Genomic DNA, 16,301 nt, shown 5'->3' with positions numbered 1-16,301 from the left:
TTTCAATTGCGTCCGGCGCTCAGCCCGCTTCCTCGTACACGTAACGGATCTCCTCGCGGTCGTCGAGGATGCGGTACTGGCGCGCCAGGTCATCCGGTTCGGGGTTGAGCCAGGCGTCGAGGTGTTCCTTGCGGATCGGCACTACGCCGCGGTCATGCCCGGCAGCGGCGACGTCGCTGGGCGGTGCGTCGGTGATCGTGGCAAACGACAGCAGGCGGCCTTCCGGTCCTTCCCATTCTGCCCAGAGGCAGGCCAGCAGCAGGTCGCGGGGCGGATCGGGACGGAATTCGAGCACCACGTCCTGTTCCTTTTCGTCGGCACCGAGGGTGCGGCCGGCGATGGCGTGGCGGGGCACGTGCTCGTAGAACGCCTGTACCACCACCACGCCATGGCGCAGTCCGAACGCACCCCGCCAGTAACCTTCCAGGCTGTCGCGCCGCGCATTGTAGGTGCCGGGGTAAAGCACGTCGTTGCGCGCCGGCTTGTCCGGCAGCCGGCACTGGTAGCGCATCGGCCTGATCACGCGCTGGCCGTTCTCGCTGACCATCACCGGTGCGTAGGTGCCGGGGAAAATGCGGTTGTCACGCGGCAGCAGCTGCACCCGATGCAGGTCTTCCAGCCGGGCCTGTGCGCGCTCGATGCGGTTGCCGGCCACGCGCAGGTCGTTGCGCGCCTTCTGCGTGGGCCGGGTGGCCAGCGTGGCATGGGCAATATCGCGTCGTTCGCGTTGCCGGGCCAGTTCGGCCTCCAGTGCCTGTTGCTCCTGCGCTGGATCTTCGCCACGATGTCCCGCCCCTGTTCGGTACGCGCACCGGCGAATCCGTCATCCATCGCCTTCGGGGTCTTCGGCCGCTTCTTGCCCGGATCGTGTGCGTACAGCTCGGCGAAGTCCTCCAGCGACAGGATGGCGCCGAACTCGCGTACCAGCTTGGCGTAGTCAGCGCGGATCAGGGCGGAATAGCACATGGGACTCTTTGGGCCTGGGTCGCAGCGGCTGCGACGTGGATGCTGCAGGATAGCCCGACCCATCCGGAGATGCCGCATGAATGGTTCCATCACCTGCCAGTTCCGCGAAGCCGTACCCACGGTCGAGGACTACTGCCAGTTGCGCGTGCTCGCAGGCCTCAGCGCCAAGTCCCGCGAAGCAGCCGCCCGCGCGCTGCCCAATACGTTGTTCGGCGTGTGCGCTTACCAGGGTGCAGAACTTGTGGCGATGGGCCGTATCGTCGGCGATGGCGGCTGCCACCTGCAGGTCTGTGATATCGCGGTGCTGCCGCGTTTGCAGGGGCAGGGCCTGGGCAAGGAAGTGATGCGGCGGCTGGACGGCTGGATGCAGGCCAACCTGCCGCCGTCGGCGTACGTCAGCCTGCTGGCCGATGGCGAGGCGCATCGGCTGTATGCACAGTTTGGTTTCGCACCGACTGCGCCGGCATCGATCGGGATGTATCGGCGGTTCTGAGCCATGGGCGGGTGAAGCCATCTACGCGCAGGGAGGTTTGATGGCAGATCGCGGGCAAAGAAAAACCCCGGCCGAAGCCGGGGTTTTCAAGAATTGGCGTCCCCACGGGGATTCGAACCCCGGTCGCCACCGTGAAAGGGTGATGTCCTAGGCCTCTAGACGATGGGGACGCACGAAAACTTCAAGTTGTAGATCCTTCGACGGCCTAATGTCGAAGTGGTGGAGCCAAGCGGGATCGAACCGCTGACCTCCTGCATGCCATGCAGGCGCTCTCCCAGCTGAGCTATGGCCCCATGAAACTCCGGATATCTGCCAGGAGCAGAGTCCGTTTTGAAACTGGCGTCCCCACGGGGATTCGAACCCCGGTCGCCACCGTGAAAGGGTGATGTCCTAGGCCTCTAGACGATGGGGACGCACGAAAAACTTCAACTTGTAGAACTTTCGACGGCCTAATGTCGAAAGTGGTGGAGCCAAGCGGGATCGAACCGCTGACCTCCTGCATGCCATGCAGGCGCTCTCCCAGCTGAGCTATGGCCCCGTGTTACCGAGCCGCCTATCATACCTGCGTGTTCACGTTTGTGGAAGCTTTTTTCGAACTTTTTTCGTCCCGGTTCAACCTTTGCCACCAAGGGCAGGGGAACCGCAACGCCACAACCTGAATGCCGGTAGGCGGTGAACAAAAAAGACCCGGTTATCGGCCGGGTCCTCGTTGTTCGTGATGAGTGGCGTCCCCACGGGGATTCGAACCCCGGTCGCCACCGTGAAAGGGTGATGTCCTAGGCCTCTAGACGATGGGGACGCAATTCTCATCAATGTTCTTTAGCGACCTTTCGACGGCCTAATGCCGAAAGATTGGTGGAGCCAAGCGGGATCGAACCGCTGACCTCCTGCATGCCATGCAGGCGCTCTCCCAGCTGAGCTATGGCCCCACGTCGCTGAGGAGCGAAATAATAGCCTTGCCCCAGAGGGTTGGCAAGCATTTGTTGCACTTTTCTTCACGCGCGTTGCGAAGGGAACGACGATCGCACCTACTCAGTCGGCGCCGTCGGTCAGCGCCGCCAGGATTGGGCACTGATCCAGGGTGCCGTGGCCGGGGCAGGCGTCGACCAGCTGCGAGAGCGCGCTGTGCATGCGTTGCAGTTCAGCCATGCGCTGCGCGATGTCCTGCAGTCGGGCTTGCGCCGCGTCGCGCACGCTGCCCATGTCCTGCGGATGGCGATCACTGAGTGCCAGCAGTTCGGCGATTTGTTCCAGGCTGAAGCCCAGCGTCTTGGCGCGGCGGATGAAGCGCAGCCGGCGCAGGTCCTGCTCACCGAAGATGCGATAGCCCCCGGCCGAGCGTGCCGCGGTGGGCAGCAACTGCTGGCGCTCGTAGTAGCGCACGGTATCGATCGGTACGCCGGCCTGGCGCGCCAGTTGACCAATGTTCATGGCGGATTCCTGCGGATGCTGCCGGTCATTCTGAAGCCTGGAGTCAGGTCCAGGGTCAAGCTCCGGTCGCGGACGGCGCATTCAGCGCACTTTGCAACTTTCTTCATAGCCCCGCCGTCGTGGCAGTTCCTACCCTGCGCCTGAACCGGCCGCTGGATGGCCTGCAACGAACCGAGGAGATGCTCTGTGGAAGGATTCAGGAACGAGGGATTCGTAGAGGTCGCGGTGGTCGAGTACCCGGGAGGGGACCCGTCGGCGGCCTCGGTGCTGACCGAAATGGCACACGTCGCCAACCGGCTTGCCCAGCAGCAGCGTCGCCCGTTCAAGCGTGTCCTGGTGACCCGCTGGGTCGTGCCAGCCAGCCAGACCGGTGTGCATCGCATTGCCGGCGCGGAGATGCTTGAGGCGGACATTCCCGCCGTGATCGCCGTGCCTGGCCAGATCAGTCAAGGCGTCTGCCTGCGCGCTGATGAGGTCCTGCTGGATTGGCTGCGCGCGCATTACGATGGCGGCAGTCTGCTGGCAGCTGCCAGCGATGGTGTCAGCATGCTGGCACGCGCGGGTCTGCTTGCCGGGCGCACCGTCAGTGGGCCGGACCTCGGGCGCCATCCGGGCCTGCAGGGGCAGTCGGCCAGCTGGGTGCCCAGTGAGCGCGCGCTGGTCGACGACGGTGATCTGCTGACAGTGGCCGGTTCCCAGGCCTGGCGCTTCCTCGCCCTGCGGCTGCTGTACCGGCTGCACGGCCAGGGCGTAGCGAGTTCCGTGGCGCAGCAGTTGGGGATCACGGTGCCCGCGGCGATCCAGCAGGATCTGGAGCGTTTCAGTGCCAACTTCGCCCACGGCGATCGCGACGTACTGAAGGCGCAACGCTGGCTGCATACCACCGCTGCGCGTGGGGCCACGCTCGGAGCGATCTGCGAGGTTTCCGGACTGGAACCGCGGACTCTGCAGCGGCGCTTCCTGAAGGCCACCGGCCTGCGTCCGATCGAGTATTGCCAGCGGTTGCGTATCGCCAAGGCGCAGACATTGCTGCAACAGGGGGCGGGTATCGATGAAGTGGCCTGGGGTGTGGGCTATGCAGACCAGAGCGCATTCCGCCGCCTGTTCCTGCGCATTGTTGGAATGACGCCGGCCAACTATCGGCGGCAGGTCAACAACAAACGGCGCGAACGGCCGCTGTTGTCGTCGGTGGCGGGCAGCCTGCGCGGGCTGCAACCGGCGCCTGGCATGCAGATGCCGCGCAGCGCGGCCTGAAGCCGGCGTTGGGCGTCGCACTTGCAACCTGGGCGCGACGCTTTGACCATGCAGGCAACGAGATGATGGGACAGGTGGGTTGATGTCGAGTGTTGGACCGGTGCCGATGCCGGTGGTGCTGATCCTGATGTGCGTGCTGCTGGCCATGGCGGTGGCCCACCTGTGGCCGCGGCCGAAGGACGGGATGGCAGTGCCTTCCGGGGCCAGCCTGGTCCTGGACATGTTGCTGATCGGCCTGCTGTGTGGACGCATCAGCTTCGTGGCCTTGAACTTCGCGCTCTACCGTGAGGCCCCCTGGAGCATCCTGCAGATCGCCGACGGTGGGTATCACCTTGCAGTCGTGCTGGTTGCGGGCCTGGCGTGGGGCACCTGGCGGCTGCGGTTGTGGCGCGCGTTACGTGCGCCGGTGTTGGCGGGGGCGCTGGTGGGTGTAGTGCTGTGGGCGGCGGGCAGCCACCTGCTGGCAACATGGCAGGAGCAGCGGATGCCGCTGCCGGCGGCACAGGTGGCCGATCTGCAGGGGCGCAGGATCGATCTGCAGCAGTTCCGTGGCAAACCGGTGGTGCTGAATCTCTGGGCCAGCTGGTGTGGTCCCTGCCGTCGCGAGATGCCGGTACTGGCATCCGCACAGCAGACCCACACTGACGTGCAGTTCGTGTTCCTCAACCAGGGGGAAACCCTGGACGAAGTGAAGGGTTTCATCGCATCCGAACAGCTCTGGCTGGGCAACGTATTGCTGGACGATACCGCGTCGGCGTCAACCGTGCTGGGTGTACAAGCCTATCCGTCGACGCTGTTCTTCGACGCCGAAGGCCGCCTGCGTGAACTGCACCTTGGCGAACTGACGGCGGCGGGTCTTGAACACAAACTGCGCCGGCTGCGGTAGCCTGCGCGGGCATCTCACTACGGAGTTCCCATGTTGTCGACTTCCCTGCGCATCGCTCCGGCGGTGCTGTTGCTGCCGGTCATGCTGGCATTGGCCGCCTGCAGCCAGGCCCAGACCCCGCCGGGCAAGGCGGCCGCGCCGGCAGCGAGCGCTCAGGCCCCAGCGACCAAGGGCGAGCGCCCCGCAGTGCTGAAAGGCATCGAGAAGCACGGTTTTGAAGTCGTTGCCGAGTTCGATGCACCGGGTGGCCTGCGTGGATTCGCTGGCGTGGTGGGCGGGCAGCAGCCGGCCGCAGCCTATGTCACCGCCGACGGCAAGCATGTGCTGGTAGGCAGCCTGTTCGATGCCGAGGGCAACGACGTGGCCGCCGAGGCGGTGGAGAAGCTGGTCGCAGCACCGATGTCGGCCAAGATGTGGACCAAGCTGGAGGCCAGTGCCTGGGTGCGTGACGGCAAGGCCGATGCGCCGCGCGTGGTCTATACCTTCAGTGATGCCAACTGCCCGTACTGCCACAAGTTCTGGGAAGCGGCGCGTCCGTGGGTCGACGCCGGCAAGGTGCAGTTGCGCCACATCATGGTCGGCGTGATTCGCGAGGACAGCCCGGCCAAGGCTGCGGCCATCCTGTCTGCGCGTGACCCGAGTGCGGCCTTGCTGGAAAACGAACACCAGTTCGACCGTGGTGGCATCAAGGCCCTGCCGAGCATCAGCCGCGAGATCGCCGCCAAGCTCGATGCCAACCAGGTGCTGATGATTGAAATGGGCTTCCAGGGCACGCCGGGCATCCTGTTCCAGGATGCACAGGGCCAGGTGCAGCGTCGCGCCGGCCTGCCACAGGGCGCTGACCTGCAGACGGTGCTGGGCCCACGCTGATCGGCACCCATGTCGTGATGCGACACCACAGGCCCGCATGGCAGCATGCGGGCCTGTTGCGTTTCGTCACTTGTGCGGGTGATGCAGGCTGCGCACCACCTGTTCGTCGTCACGTCTGAATCGTGACTGACATCAAGCATCGCGCCTTGATTCCAATCAAGGCCAAAAACGACAGGCGAATTAGCCTGTGACGCATGGAATACAGCGTCAACGCGCCAGGGATGCCGCGCCTGACACGCCCTGAACCGGGGCAGTCGGCACAGCCATTCACGACGTTCTCACTCCCTGGTTGTTACCCAGACCGCTGCGGTCGCCACCTCTCCGGCAGTGCGGCCCTGATGGCGTCGATATCGGTACGGGCGGGGCAGTGTCATCGTCCTGTTGCCTGCCACGCGCAGGCTGGCCGGTGTCGTCGACGCAGTACCCGCATTTCCAGCAACGGCAACGCAATGTCGGAGCTGCGCCTGCGCGCGCGCCGTCAGTGCGCTGCGAATGTTCGTCCAGGGAGGATGCAATGCGCTTTGCGGTACTGAGTCTGGCCTGCCTGACCGCGCTGGCGGTCACGCCAGCCTATGCGCAGCAGAATGGCCAGGAGGATGCGCACGCATTGCGCCAGGAAATCGCTGCCATGCGGCAGGCACTGGAGGGCATGCAGAAGCGCCTGGATCGGCTCGAACAACGCGAGGGCGCTGTCGCGGCCGCTGCGCAGGTAACGGCGCCGGTGACACCACCTGGCAGCAGTGCCAACCTGCTGCATCCCACCCAGGTGCCGGGTGTGGCGCAACCGGTGCTGCCGCAGCGCGAATCGGTGGCCGATCCCTCAACGGCGGCCTCGCGTCCCGACAGCGCTGCTGGGCCGACCGACCCGGATCTGAAGGGCTTCTTTGCCATTCCAGGTACTGACACGGTGATCCGCATTGGCGGCTATGCCAAGCTCGATGCGATTGCCGATTCGCGTGCGGCCGGTGACGAGGATCAGTTCATCCCTTCGTCGATGCCGGTGGGCGGCAGCCATCGCGATGTTTCCAATTTCAACATCCACGCCAAGCAGACCCGCTTCAGCTTCGAGGCGCGGCGCCCGACCACGCACGGCAACCTGCGCTTCTACCTGGAGAATGATTTCTTCGGCAGCAGCGATGGCTACGCGTTCCGCCTGCGCCATGCGTATGGCCAGCTTGGCAATACCTATGCCGGCTACGGTTACTCCAGTTTCATGGACCCGGACAGCCTGCCCGACACGCTCGACTTCGCCGGTCCCGGCGGCGCCGGCTATCTGCTGGTGGCCGGCATCCACCACAGCTTCGCGATGGGCAAGGGCAACACCCTGACGCTGGCGGCCGAAGACCCCAAGACCGAACTGGCCGGTGCCAGTGATGAACGGGCCGCAGTGAACCGGCTGCCGGATGTGACCGTGACCGCACGCATGGAGCGCGACTGGGGCCATCTTCAGCTGGGCGCGGTGGCGCGCAGCCTGGCCTATGACGGCGAGGGCGAGCGTGACCGGCGCATGGCCGGCGGCATGCAGTTCAGTGGCTCGGCATCGGTGGGCGAGCGCGATCTGTTGCTGTTCGGCGCACTCGGCGGGCGCGGCCTCAGCCGCTACACCGCGGACCTGACCGGCTCCGGGCTGGACGCGGTGGTCGGTGCCGATGGCCGTCTCGACGCGCTGGACCTGCACGGTGGCTTCGTCGGCTACACCCATTACTGGTCCGAGCTTTGGCGTTCCAACCTGATCTTCGGCCAGTTGACCCTGGAGCGGAATGCCGCACTCGCCGCCGATGCCTTCCGGCAGAGCCGATACGGCGTGTTCAACCTGATCTGGAGCCCGGCGCCGTCGTGGACGATGGGCATGGAGCTGCTGTACGACCGCCTGGAACAGCAGGGCGGCGCGCGCGGCGACACCGTCCGGGTGCAGGGCAGCCTGCAATACAACTTCATCAAGTAAGCGCCAGCGGCGTTACGCCAGCGCAACCGTCCCCACGCCCGGCCGCACCGGGCTCATGCCAGTACCGGAGATTGTCATGGCAGAAGCAAAGAAAATCGGGGTGGTCGGAGCCACCTTCCTCGTCGCCGGCAACATGATGGGCTCAGGCGTGTTCCTGTTGCCGTCCAGCCTCGCCAAGATCGGTACCGCATCGATCTGGGGCTGGCTGATCACCACGGCCGGTGCGCTGTTGCTGGCCTTCGTATTCGCCAAGCTGGGCAAGCTGGCGCCGAAGGCGGGCGGTCCGTACGCCTATGCGCGTGACTGGTTCGGGCCCTACATGGGCTTCCAGACCAATACCATCTACTGGTTCGCCAACTGGATCGGCAACGTTGCCATCCCGATCGCCGCGGTGGGCTATTTCAGCTACTTCTTCCCGATCCTGTCCGAGCCGCTGGTGCGCTGCATCGCGGTGCTGATCCTGGTGTGGGCGCTGAGCTTTGCCAACGTGATCGGCCCGGCCTTCGTCAGCCGTGTGCAGACGGTCACCACCAGTTTCGCGCTGGTGCCGATCCTGGGCATCGCCATCTTCGGCTGGTTCTTCTTCGATGCCGACATTTTCAAGGGCGCCTACAACGTGTCCGGTGAGTCCAACTTCGGCGCGATCTCCAGTGCCGCGGCACTGACCCTGTGGGCCTTCATCGGTGTCGAATCGGCTTCGGTCACGGCTGGCGTGGTCGAGAACCCGGAGAAGAACGTGGCCCGTGCCACCCTGGCCGGCGTGTTCCTGGCTGCCATCGCCTACATCGCCAGCTCCTCTGTGATCATGGGCATGGTGCCGAACTCGGAACTGCAGGTGTCCGACGCGCCGTTCGCACTGGCGGCGGCCAAGGCGGTCGGCGGCTGGGGCGGCGCGCTGGTCAGCCTGTGCGCCTTCATCGGCGCCGCCGGCTCGCTGGGTGGCTGGATCCTGCTGACCGCGCAGAGTGCCAAGGCAGCCTCCGATGACGGCCTGTTCCCGAGCATCTTCAGCAAGACCAACAAGGATGACGTGCCGGTCAAGGGCGTGCTGATCGTGGCCGTGCTGATGACCCTGGCGGTGCTGGTGACCTCTACCTCGGAAACCGCGTCCGCCCAGTTCGACGTGATCACGTCGGCGGCCGTGGTGCTGACCCTGCTGCCCTACATCTACTCGTGCGTGGCCTGCTACTTCGTGGTCGAACGTTCGCACACCCTGGTCCATACCGGTGCGTTCTGGACCCTCACCAGCCTGACCGTCGTGTACTGCCTGTGGGCGATCTACGGCTCGTCGGGAACCATCGTGCAGTACGCCTTCCTGTTCGTGCTGTTCATCACCGTGTTCTATCCCTTCTTCAGCGAGGAGCGCCGCCAGCAGCGGCAGCGCGCCCGCGAGGCATCGGCCATCAGCGCCGGCGCCCAGCGTTCCTGAGTTCGACAAGGAGAATCAACGTGTACTTCAAGTCCCTGGACTACCCGGTCATTGTCATCGACAACGACTACGAGTCGCCGCGCATCGGCGGCATCCTGATCCGCGCCCTGGTGGAAGAGCTGCGCAGCAACGACCAGCGGGTGCTGTGCGGGCTGAACCTGGATGATGCGCGTGCCGGCGCCCGTACCTACGTGGCGGCCTCGGCGGTGCTGATCTCGATCGATGGCAGCGAAGAGGTGGATGGCGAGTTCCAGCGCCTGACCGCCTTCCTGCGCGAGCAGAGTGCGCGCCGCGCCAACCTGCCGGTGTTCCTGTACGGCGAGCGGCGCACCATCGAAAAGGTGCCGAGCAAGCTGCTCAAGTACATCCACGGCTTCATCTTCCTGTTTGAAGACACCAAGAGCTTCATCTCGCGGCAGGTGATGCGCGCGGCCGAAGACTACATGAAGAATCTCTTGCCGCCGTTCTTCAAGGCGCTGATCCATCATGCGGCCGAGTCGAACTACTCCTGGCATACGCCGGGCCATGCAGGCGGCGTGGCGTTCACCAAGTCGCCGGTCGGCCGTGCGTTCCACCAGTTCTACGGTGAGAACACCCTGCGCAGCGATCTGTCGATCTCGGTGCCGGAGCTGGGTTCGCTGCTTGACCACACCGGCCCGATCAAGGATGCCGAGGAAGAGGCAGCACGCAACTTCGGCGCCGACCATACCTTCTTCGTCACCAACGGCACCTCCACCGCCAACAAGATCGTCTGGCACGGTACAGTGGCCCGCGGCGACGTGGTGTTCGTCGACCGCAACTGCCACAAGTCGCTGCTGCATGCGCTGATCATGACCGGTGCGGTGCCGGTGTACTTCACTCCCAGCCGCAACGCGCACGGCATCATCGGCCCGATCAGCCTGGACCAGTTCACGCCGGAGTCGCTGCAGCAGCGCATCGCCGCCAATCCGCTGGCCAGCCAGGCCTACAAGGCCGGTTCCAAACCGCGCATCGCGGTGGTCACCAACTCGACCTACGACGGCCTGTGCTACAACGCCGAGAAGATCGCCGACGAAATCGGCAGCGCGGTCGACTTCCTGCACTTCGACGAAGCCTGGTACGCCTACGCCGCGTTCCATCCGTTCTATGAGAACCACTACGGCATGGCCAAGGGCAAGCCGCGCGAGCAGGATGCGATCATCTTCACCACGCATTCCACCCACAAGTTGCTGGCCGCGTTCTCGCAGGCGTCGATGATCCACGTACGCAACTCGGCGCAGCGCGACCTGGATGCCGAGCGCTTCAACGAGTCGTTCATGATGCACACCTCGACCAGCCCGCATTATGGGGTGATCGCGGCCTGTGACGTGGCCTCGAAGATGATGGAGGGCGAGGCCGGCCGTTCGCTGGTGCAGGAAATGCATGACGAGGCGATCGCCTTCCGCCGCGCGATGCTGCACGTGCGTGACGACCTCGGGCGCGACGACTGGTGGTTCAGTGTGTGGCAGCCGACCAAGGTCGAGCGCAGCCTGGACAAGGGCGATACGCCGGCTCCGCTGGTGGCCAAGCGCGAGGAGTGGTACCTGCAGCCGGATGCGCACTGGCACGGCTTCGAGAATCTGGTCGATGACTACGTGCTGATCGACCCGATCAAAGTGACCCTGCTGACCCCGGGCCTGGCGATGGACGGCAGCATGGGCACGCTGGGCATTCCGGCGGCGGTGCTGAGCAAGTTCCTGTGGGGCCGCGGCATCACTGTGGAGAAGACCAACCTGTATTCGGTGCTGTTCCTGTTCTCGATGGGCATCACCAAGGGCAAGTGGAGCACGCTGGTCACCGAGCTGATGGCCTTCAAGGAGCTGTACGACTGCAACGCGCCGTTGAGCCAGGCATTGCCGACGCTGGCGGCGGACTATCCGATTGCCTACGCTGGCTGGGGACTGCGTGACCTGTGCGATGCATTGCACGCGTTCAACCAGGAATTCGAGGTCGCCAAGGTGATGCGCGAGATGTACGTGGATCTGCCGACGCCGGTGATGACCCCGGCCGATGCCTACAACCACCTGGTGAAGGGCGAGATCGAGCGGGTCGACATCGAGCAGCTCAGTGGTCGCGTCGCGGCGACCATGCTGGTGCCGTATCCGCCGGGCATTCCGACCATCATGCCGGGCGAGCGATTCGGCGACAGCGACGAGCCGATCATCCAGTCACTGCGTATTGCCCGTGAACAGAATGCGCGTTTCCCGGGCTTCGAGTCGGATGTGCACGGGCTCATCATCGAGCACGATGGCGATGTGACCTCGTACAGGGTGGAGGTGCTGAAGGCCTGACCGGGGACGGTCGGCCCTTCGGCGAGCGATGGATACCGCGCGCGAGCAACGCATCCTGAAGTTCTCCATCGGGGTGACCATCGCGGTGAGCGCGGTCGGCTTCATCGGTGGCCTGCTGGTGGGATCGCAGGCCATCCTGTTCGACGGCGTGTACAGCCTGGTCGACGTTGCCTTGACTCTGGTTTCGTTGTCGGTACTGCGGCTGGTGGCGCGGGAGCAGAGCCCGCGCTTCCAGTATGGCTATTGGCACCTGGAGCCGATGGTCGAGGCACTCGGTGGGGTGATCCTGTCGCTGGCCTGCGTGTACGCGCTGGCCAACGCGGTCATCGGCTTGACCACGGGCGGGCACGAAGTGAAATTCGGGCCCGCGCTGTGGTGGGCGGCGCTGCTGAGTGCCAGCAACCTGGCAATGGCGACGTTCGTCGCGCAGCGTGCGCGGCGCCTGCGCTCGGCGTTGTTGTGGCTGGATGTAAGAGGCTGGCTGCTGGGTGGATTGATGAGCCTGGCGGTGGTGCTGGCCTTCGTGCTGGCCCTGGTCCTGCATGGCGGCGAGTGGCACCACTGGGTCCCGTACCTGGATTCGATCGTGCTGGCGTTGATCAGCCTGGCAGTACTGCCAGTGCCGGCGCGCAGTGCATGGAAGGCCATGCGCGAAGTGCTGCAGGTGGCGCCGGATGACCTGGACCGGCGCGTGCAGCAGGTGATGCAGGCGTTCGTGTCCGAGCGTGGCTATGCCGGTTTCACCAGCCACGTGGCGAAGATGGGGCGGATGCGCTTCATCGAGATCCATGTGCTGGCAGACCCCGGTACGCCATTGGGCTCGGTGGGCGAGGTCGATGCGATGCGCGATGAGATCGCCGTGCGGCTGGATGCGCGGGGCAGCACGTTCTGGTTGACCATCGATTTCACTGCGGATCCGGCGTGGACGTAGCCCTGCCTCTTTCGCGCCGGGGCCTTGCCCGGCCAGGTTCTGTTCGCCTGTAGAGCCGGGCCTATGCTCGGCTGCCGTTCGCATGGAGCAGCCGAGCATGGGCCCGGCGATACAGCACGCTGCGATCGTTGCACACGGCGGACTGCTCTGTTGCGCCGGATGTGTTTGACCTGAACCTGGGTTGAGGTCGCAGACTGCGACACAGTTCCACAACGCCTAGCGCAGGTAGTACTCCACCGGCACCACCAGTTCCTGTGGTGCCTTCAGTTCATCGGGAATGGGCGGCAGCGGCTGCGCGCGGCGGAAGGTCTGCAGTGCGGCGCCGTCAAGCATCGGCTGGCCACTGGACTGCTCCAACCGCAGGGCCAGCAGGCGTCCCTGGCGATCGATGCTGGCCCTGACCCAGGCAGTGCCCTGCTGGCGCCGTGAGCGGGCCGCAGCAGGGTAGTAGCGATAGCGCTCCAGCCGCGCCATCAGGCGGGCTTCCCACTGGTCGCTGGCGGCGCCGGCCTGGAAGTCCGCCGGTGGGGCGTCGGGAGCGGGCGGCGCGGCCGTGATCGATGCCGGTGCGGGACTTGCATCGGTCGCGGCCGCAGGCGGGGCGACCGGCAGGGCTTGCCGGCCAGCGCCACTGCGTTCGCTGGCGGCCACTTCGCCCTCGCGTGCGGCGGTGGGCTTCGGTGGAGGGGGCGACTTCGTGGGTTGGGATGCGCGCGCCTGCTGCGCCTGGCTGGGGGTGTCGGCCTGGCGTTCTTCCACTGGCTGCGGCGGCGTCGCCGGTGCCAGCAGGCGCAGGCTGATGCGCACGTCCTGCTCGGGCGGCGGCAGCAATGGCGGCGCGGCCACCCAGTGCACCAACAGCAGCAGGGGCAACAGGTGAAGCCCGATGCTGATGGCGATCGCCTGCCAGTGTTGGCCGCGCTCACTCATCGTCCAGCACCCATAGCAGGTCGGCGTCGGTCGCATCGACGGATGCACCGACTGAAGCGAGCGCGATCACCAGCGCTGGTGTGCCCGCTGGCAGGTAGCCCGGCATGCCAGTACCGCGCAGTACATGCCAGCGACCGGCCACCAGCAGCGCGGGTGCCGCGGCTCAGGTTGTGGGCGACGCGGTACAGGTAGGCGCGGCCATTGCTCAGCAGGCCACTGGCGGCGATTCTGACGACGCGCAGCCAGGTCTCCTGGACGACATCATCGGCGTCGCTGCGTTGCGGGAGCTTACGGCGGACATGGGCCCGCAGCGGCTGGTAGTGGGCCGCGCACAGCTGCGCGACATCCGTCGGTTCGACAGGCGTGGACACGGGGCGGGCGACAACTGGGAAAGGGAACAGCCCGCGGCGGCAAGGGCAGCGGCTACACCTTACAGCAAAAGAGAATCATTTGCATCCATGGACGCGAGGCGCGGCATGCGTGGCCGACTGCGAGGTCAGCGCGGACGAAAGTCGCAGTGGATCTGCAGGGCTTCGGTGGGGTTGTGATGCAGCTCGAAACCGCAGTGCTGGAGGCTGCGCTTCACCCGGGCGATCGCTTCGGCATGGCGGGCGGTGCGACGCTGCTGCCAGCGCGGCGGGGTGAACACGCCCAGTGGCAGCAGCCGCAGCCGCTTGCCGTGCAATACCACTGAGACATCGATATGACGGCCATCGATGTCGTGGCCGTTGGCGCCGAAGATGGCATCGACTTCATCATGGCGCTGCGGATAGCAGGCGCGGAACACCGCGATGCCGAGCCAACGCACGCCACGACGGAAGCCGCCGAGCCGGCTGTGGCTGGGTTCGAAGCCGCGCGTGACGAGCAGGCCCAGCCCGGCAGGCAGCAATGCCTGCGCGTCGAGCAAACGTTGCAGCACTTCTTCTTCCAGCTGGATGCGGGTAGAGGGCCAGCGCGGTGCGATGAGCAGTCCGTGGTGGCTGCCGCGTTGCAGGGTCAGCATGGGTGAAGCTTCGCACGCGGGCGAACAGCCGGGGTAGTGCGGGCCGCTGGCCGGCAAATCTGTTGCCCGTCAGGTGCCGGCCAGCGGCCGGCACTACCGTGACGATCGTCAGAGGTCGCGGTACTGGATCTGCGAAGCCAGTACGCGCAGGCCATCGGCATTGCTGGACAGAATGCGCTCTTCGCCGATGCCTTTCTGCCGTTTCAGCTGGAAGCCCTGGTCTGCAGGCAGCTGTGCGGCGATGGCGTCCATGCGTTGCATGGCATCGGGGCCGCTGCAGTCGAAGTGGCCCCAGTAGGCGCCATCGCGGTGGATCTGCAATCGGTAGTTCATCGCGGTAGCTCCGGCAGGTCCTGCAGCCAATGGTCGAACATCGCGGTGGCGGCCGCGGCCAGTGGCGCGCCATAGCGACGCGCCTGCGTGCGCAGGTCGTTCGGATCGATGCCGGCCTGCGCCAGTTCCAGGGTGTGACCGATCAGCCAGCGCTCGAACTGGCGCGCGTCCAGCTCCGGATGGCATTGCAGTGCCAACGCATGGTTACCGATGGCAAAGGCCTGGTGGCGGCAGGCCGGCGTGCTGGCCAGGCGGCGTGCACCCGCTGGGAGTTCGAACGCCTCGCCATGCCAATGCAGTACCGGAATGCCCTGCAGGGCCTGCAGTGGCGAGCGCTGACCGTCATCGGTGAGCAGCAGTGGCGCAAAGCCGATCTCCTTGCCACCACTGGCGGCGACATCGGCACCGAGTGCACGTGCCATCAGCTGCGCGCCCAGGCAGATGCCCAGCGTGGGCCGCTGCTGCTGCAAACGCCCTTGCAACAGCGCGATGCTATCGTTGAGGAACGGGTAAACATCAACATCGTTGACGCTGATCGGGCCGCCCAGCACCACCAGCAGGTCAGCCGCTTCGGCCGGATCGAGTGCATCTACACCCGCCTGCAGCACCTGCAGCTGCCAGCTCTGGGCCAGCAGCAACGGTTGCAGGGTGCCAAGGTCCTCGAAGGCAACGTGTTGCAGGACAACCGCGTGCTTCATGCCGGGGCTCCATTGCTGGGCCAGTAGAAACTGTCCGGGGTGGCGCGTGCGCCGAAGATGGCCTGGCCGACACGGACCACGGTGGCGCCTTCCTCGATGGCCACTTCGAAGTCGCCGGACATGCCCATCGACAGCTGCGACAGGTCGATGCCGGGTGGGGCGGTACGCTGCAGCTGCTCGCGCAGTTCGCGCAGGCGCACGAAGCACGCGCGCACACGTTCGACTTCGGGAGTGAAGATGGCCAGAGTCATCAGGCCACGCACGCGTAGCCGGTCGAAGACTGGCAGCTGCTGCACGAATGCCTCGACGGCAGCGGGTTCCAGTCCGTACTTGCTGGGTTCGGCGGAGGTGTTGACCTGCACGAAAACATCCAGCGTGCGGTCTTCCAGCTGCAGGCGCTGCTGCAGCGCTTCGGCCACGCGCAGGCTGTCAAGCGCCTGGAACTCGCTGGCGAAGCGCGCCACGTAGCGCGCCTTGTTGGTCTGCAGATGCCCGATCACCGACCAGTGCACGCCCAGATCGGCCATCGTCTCGGCCTTGCGTTGCGCCTCCTGCACCTTGTTCTCGCCCAGCTCGCGGCAACCGGCGGCCACCGCCATGCGGATGCGGGCGTCATCGACGGTCTTGCTGACCGGCAGCAGGCGCACGCTGGCCGGGTCCCGGCCGACGCGGGCACACGCATCGGCGATGCGTTGGCGCACCGTGCCCAGGTTGGCGGCGATCTGTTCAACAGACTGGGCGACGGGCCAGTCGGCGGCGGCAAGGGGCATGCGGGCACCTCCAATGCAGGGCGGCCAGGGTGGGATACACTGGCACAGGACAA

Annotated in this window: 14 protein-coding genes, 6 tRNA genes and 3 pseudogenes; 8 read left to right on the top strand and 15 right to left on the bottom strand. The window is 65.7% G+C overall.

All coding sequences use genetic code 11. The features are described from left to right. Positions 1-19: 19 nt before the first annotated feature. Positions 20-966 (bottom strand): annotated as a pseudogene (locus tag AC10QF_RS09560) (SOS response-associated peptidase family protein). A 76-nt stretch (positions 967-1,042) separates the two neighbouring features. Between AC10QF_RS09560 and AC10QF_RS09555 the strand changes: the two are divergent. After that, positions 1,043-1,459: a GNAT family N-acetyltransferase gene (locus AC10QF_RS09555; RefSeq protein ID WP_053500686.1), complete on the top strand. Its 417-nt coding sequence runs from the start codon at positions 1,043-1,045 to the stop codon at positions 1,457-1,459. Between the two features lie 94 nt (positions 1,460-1,553). On the opposite strand, the gene AC10QF_RS09550 is transcribed toward AC10QF_RS09555, so the two are convergent. The 7 genes from AC10QF_RS09550 to AC10QF_RS09520 form a co-directional block, all read right to left on the bottom strand. Then, a tRNA-Glu gene (locus tag AC10QF_RS09550) sits at positions 1,554-1,629 on the bottom strand. Positions 1,630-1,676: 47 nt separating this feature from the next. After that, positions 1,677-1,752, bottom strand: a tRNA-Ala gene (locus AC10QF_RS09545). 44 nt (positions 1,753-1,796) lie between these two features. Further along, a tRNA-Glu gene (locus AC10QF_RS09540) sits at positions 1,797-1,872 on the bottom strand. Positions 1,873-1,921: 49 nt separating this feature from the next. Continuing rightward, positions 1,922-1,997, bottom strand: a tRNA-Ala gene (locus AC10QF_RS09535). 185 nt (positions 1,998-2,182) lie between these two features. Continuing rightward, positions 2,183-2,258 (bottom strand) — tRNA-Glu (locus AC10QF_RS09530). A 54-nt stretch (positions 2,259-2,312) separates the two neighbouring features. Continuing rightward, positions 2,313-2,388 (bottom strand) — tRNA-Ala (locus AC10QF_RS09525). Between the two features lie 103 nt (positions 2,389-2,491). Then, the gene (locus AC10QF_RS09520; RefSeq protein ID WP_049415383.1) at positions 2,492-2,890 is read right to left on the bottom strand and encodes a heavy metal-responsive transcriptional regulator; all 399 of its coding nucleotides are present in this window, start codon (positions 2,888-2,890) and stop codon (positions 2,492-2,494) included. Positions 2,891-3,076: 186 nt separating this feature from the next. On the opposite strand from AC10QF_RS09520, the gene AC10QF_RS09515 reads away from it, so the two are divergent. From AC10QF_RS09515 to AC10QF_RS09485, 7 genes are all read left to right on the top strand, one after another. Next, positions 3,077-4,144, top strand: a complete 1,068-nt coding sequence (locus AC10QF_RS09515; RefSeq protein WP_005417111.1) for a GlxA family transcriptional regulator — start codon at positions 3,077-3,079, stop codon at positions 4,142-4,144. Positions 4,145-4,226: 82 nt separating this feature from the next. Then, positions 4,227-5,030: a redoxin family protein gene (locus AC10QF_RS09510; RefSeq protein WP_111177288.1), complete on the top strand. Its 804-nt coding sequence runs from the start codon at positions 4,227-4,229 to the stop codon at positions 5,028-5,030. A 30-nt stretch (positions 5,031-5,060) separates the two neighbouring features. After that, the gene (dsbG, locus tag AC10QF_RS09505; protein WP_494542089.1) at positions 5,061-5,900 is read left to right on the top strand and encodes a thiol:disulfide interchange protein DsbG; all 840 of its coding nucleotides are present in this window, start codon (positions 5,061-5,063) and stop codon (positions 5,898-5,900) included. Between the two features lie 514 nt (positions 5,901-6,414). Further along, positions 6,415-7,845, top strand: coding sequence for a DcaP family trimeric outer membrane transporter (locus AC10QF_RS09500; RefSeq protein WP_494542088.1), 1,431 nt, complete (start codon positions 6,415-6,417; stop codon positions 7,843-7,845). Positions 7,846-7,921: 76 nt separating this feature from the next. After that, on the top strand, positions 7,922-9,274 hold the full coding sequence (adiC, locus tag AC10QF_RS09495) for an arginine/agmatine antiporter (RefSeq protein WP_049415369.1): 1,353 nt from the start codon (positions 7,922-7,924) through the stop codon (positions 9,272-9,274). Positions 9,275-9,294: 20 nt separating this feature from the next. Continuing rightward, positions 9,295-11,583, top strand: a complete 2,289-nt coding sequence (locus AC10QF_RS09490; RefSeq protein WP_262233569.1) for an Orn/Lys/Arg family decarboxylase — start codon at positions 9,295-9,297, stop codon at positions 11,581-11,583. 28 nt (positions 11,584-11,611) lie between these two features. Next, entirely contained in the window at positions 11,612-12,514 is a 903-nt protein-coding gene (locus AC10QF_RS09485; RefSeq protein ID WP_053499656.1) for a cation diffusion facilitator family transporter, read from the top strand. Positions 12,515-12,730: 216 nt separating this feature from the next. On the opposite strand, the gene AC10QF_RS09480 is transcribed toward AC10QF_RS09485, so the two are convergent. The 7 genes and pseudogenes from AC10QF_RS09480 to AC10QF_RS09450 form a co-directional block, all read right to left on the bottom strand. Beyond that, positions 12,731-13,444, bottom strand: a complete 714-nt coding sequence (locus AC10QF_RS09480) for an energy transducer TonB family protein (RefSeq protein WP_005417103.1) — start codon at positions 13,442-13,444, stop codon at positions 12,731-12,733. Further along, positions 13,437-13,607, bottom strand: a pseudogene (locus AC10QF_RS09475) (ChaN family lipoprotein); the annotation flags it as partial. The gene AC10QF_RS09480 and the pseudogene AC10QF_RS09475, both read right to left, overlap by 8 nt. Position 13,608: 1 nt before the next feature. Further along, positions 13,609-13,815, bottom strand: a pseudogene (locus tag AC10QF_RS09470) (RNA polymerase sigma factor); the annotation flags it as partial. 125 nt (positions 13,816-13,940) lie between these two features. Beyond that, complete coding sequence (locus AC10QF_RS09465) at positions 13,941-14,447, bottom strand: hypothetical protein (RefSeq protein ID WP_005417100.1); 507 nt, start codon at positions 14,445-14,447, stop codon at positions 13,941-13,943. 108 nt (positions 14,448-14,555) lie between these two features. Continuing rightward, positions 14,556-14,780, bottom strand: a complete 225-nt coding sequence (locus AC10QF_RS09460; RefSeq protein ID WP_005417095.1) for a hypothetical protein — start codon at positions 14,778-14,780, stop codon at positions 14,556-14,558. Further along, positions 14,777-15,478, bottom strand: a complete 702-nt coding sequence (locus AC10QF_RS09455) for a glutamine amidotransferase (protein WP_005417093.1) — start codon at positions 15,476-15,478, stop codon at positions 14,777-14,779. Before AC10QF_RS09455 ends, AC10QF_RS09460 begins: the two co-directional genes overlap by 4 nt. After that, entirely contained in the window at positions 15,475-16,248 is a 774-nt protein-coding gene (locus AC10QF_RS09450) for a YggS family pyridoxal phosphate-dependent enzyme (RefSeq protein ID WP_005417091.1), read from the bottom strand. The genes AC10QF_RS09455 and AC10QF_RS09450 overlap by 4 nt, the downstream gene beginning before the upstream one ends. Positions 16,249-16,301: the final 53 nt, after the last annotated feature.

Source organism: Stenotrophomonas maltophilia complex sp. Om-AH-Sm3 (assembly GCF_059337855.1).
Note: the sequence above shows the minus strand (reverse complement) of the source record. Positions and strands in the feature narration are given on the sequence as shown.

What these genes read in the sequence shown, in the direction of transcription:
- AC10QF_RS09555 (WP_053500686.1), top strand. Translation starts at nt 1,043, where the DNA reads ATGAATGGTTCCATCACCTGCCAGTTCCGCGAAGCCGTACCCACGGTC.
- AC10QF_RS09520 (WP_049415383.1), bottom strand. Translation starts at nt 2,890, where the DNA reads ATGAACATTGGTCAACTGGCGCGCCAGGCCGGCGTACCGATCGATACC.
- AC10QF_RS09510 (WP_111177288.1), top strand. Translation starts at nt 4,227, where the DNA reads ATGTCGAGTGTTGGACCGGTGCCGATGCCGGTGGTGCTGATCCTGATG.
- dsbG (WP_494542089.1), top strand. Translation starts at nt 5,061, where the DNA reads ATGTTGTCGACTTCCCTGCGCATCGCTCCGGCGGTGCTGTTGCTGCCG.
- AC10QF_RS09500 (WP_494542088.1), top strand. Translation starts at nt 6,415, where the DNA reads ATGCGCTTTGCGGTACTGAGTCTGGCCTGCCTGACCGCGCTGGCGGTC.
- adiC (WP_049415369.1), top strand. Translation starts at nt 7,922, where the DNA reads ATGGCAGAAGCAAAGAAAATCGGGGTGGTCGGAGCCACCTTCCTCGTC.
- AC10QF_RS09485 (WP_053499656.1), top strand. Translation starts at nt 11,612, where the DNA reads ATGGATACCGCGCGCGAGCAACGCATCCTGAAGTTCTCCATCGGGGTG.
- AC10QF_RS09480 (WP_005417103.1), bottom strand. Translation starts at nt 13,444, where the DNA reads ATGAGTGAGCGCGGCCAACACTGGCAGGCGATCGCCATCAGCATCGGG.
- AC10QF_RS09465 (WP_005417100.1), bottom strand. Translation starts at nt 14,447, where the DNA reads ATGCTGACCCTGCAACGCGGCAGCCACCACGGACTGCTCATCGCACCG.
- AC10QF_RS09460 (WP_005417095.1), bottom strand. Translation starts at nt 14,780, where the DNA reads ATGAACTACCGATTGCAGATCCACCGCGATGGCGCCTACTGGGGCCAC.
- AC10QF_RS09455 (WP_005417093.1), bottom strand. Translation starts at nt 15,478, where the DNA reads ATGAAGCACGCGGTTGTCCTGCAACACGTTGCCTTCGAGGACCTTGGC.
- AC10QF_RS09450 (WP_005417091.1), bottom strand. Translation starts at nt 16,248, where the DNA reads ATGCCCCTTGCCGCCGCCGACTGGCCCGTCGCCCAGTCTGTTGAACAG.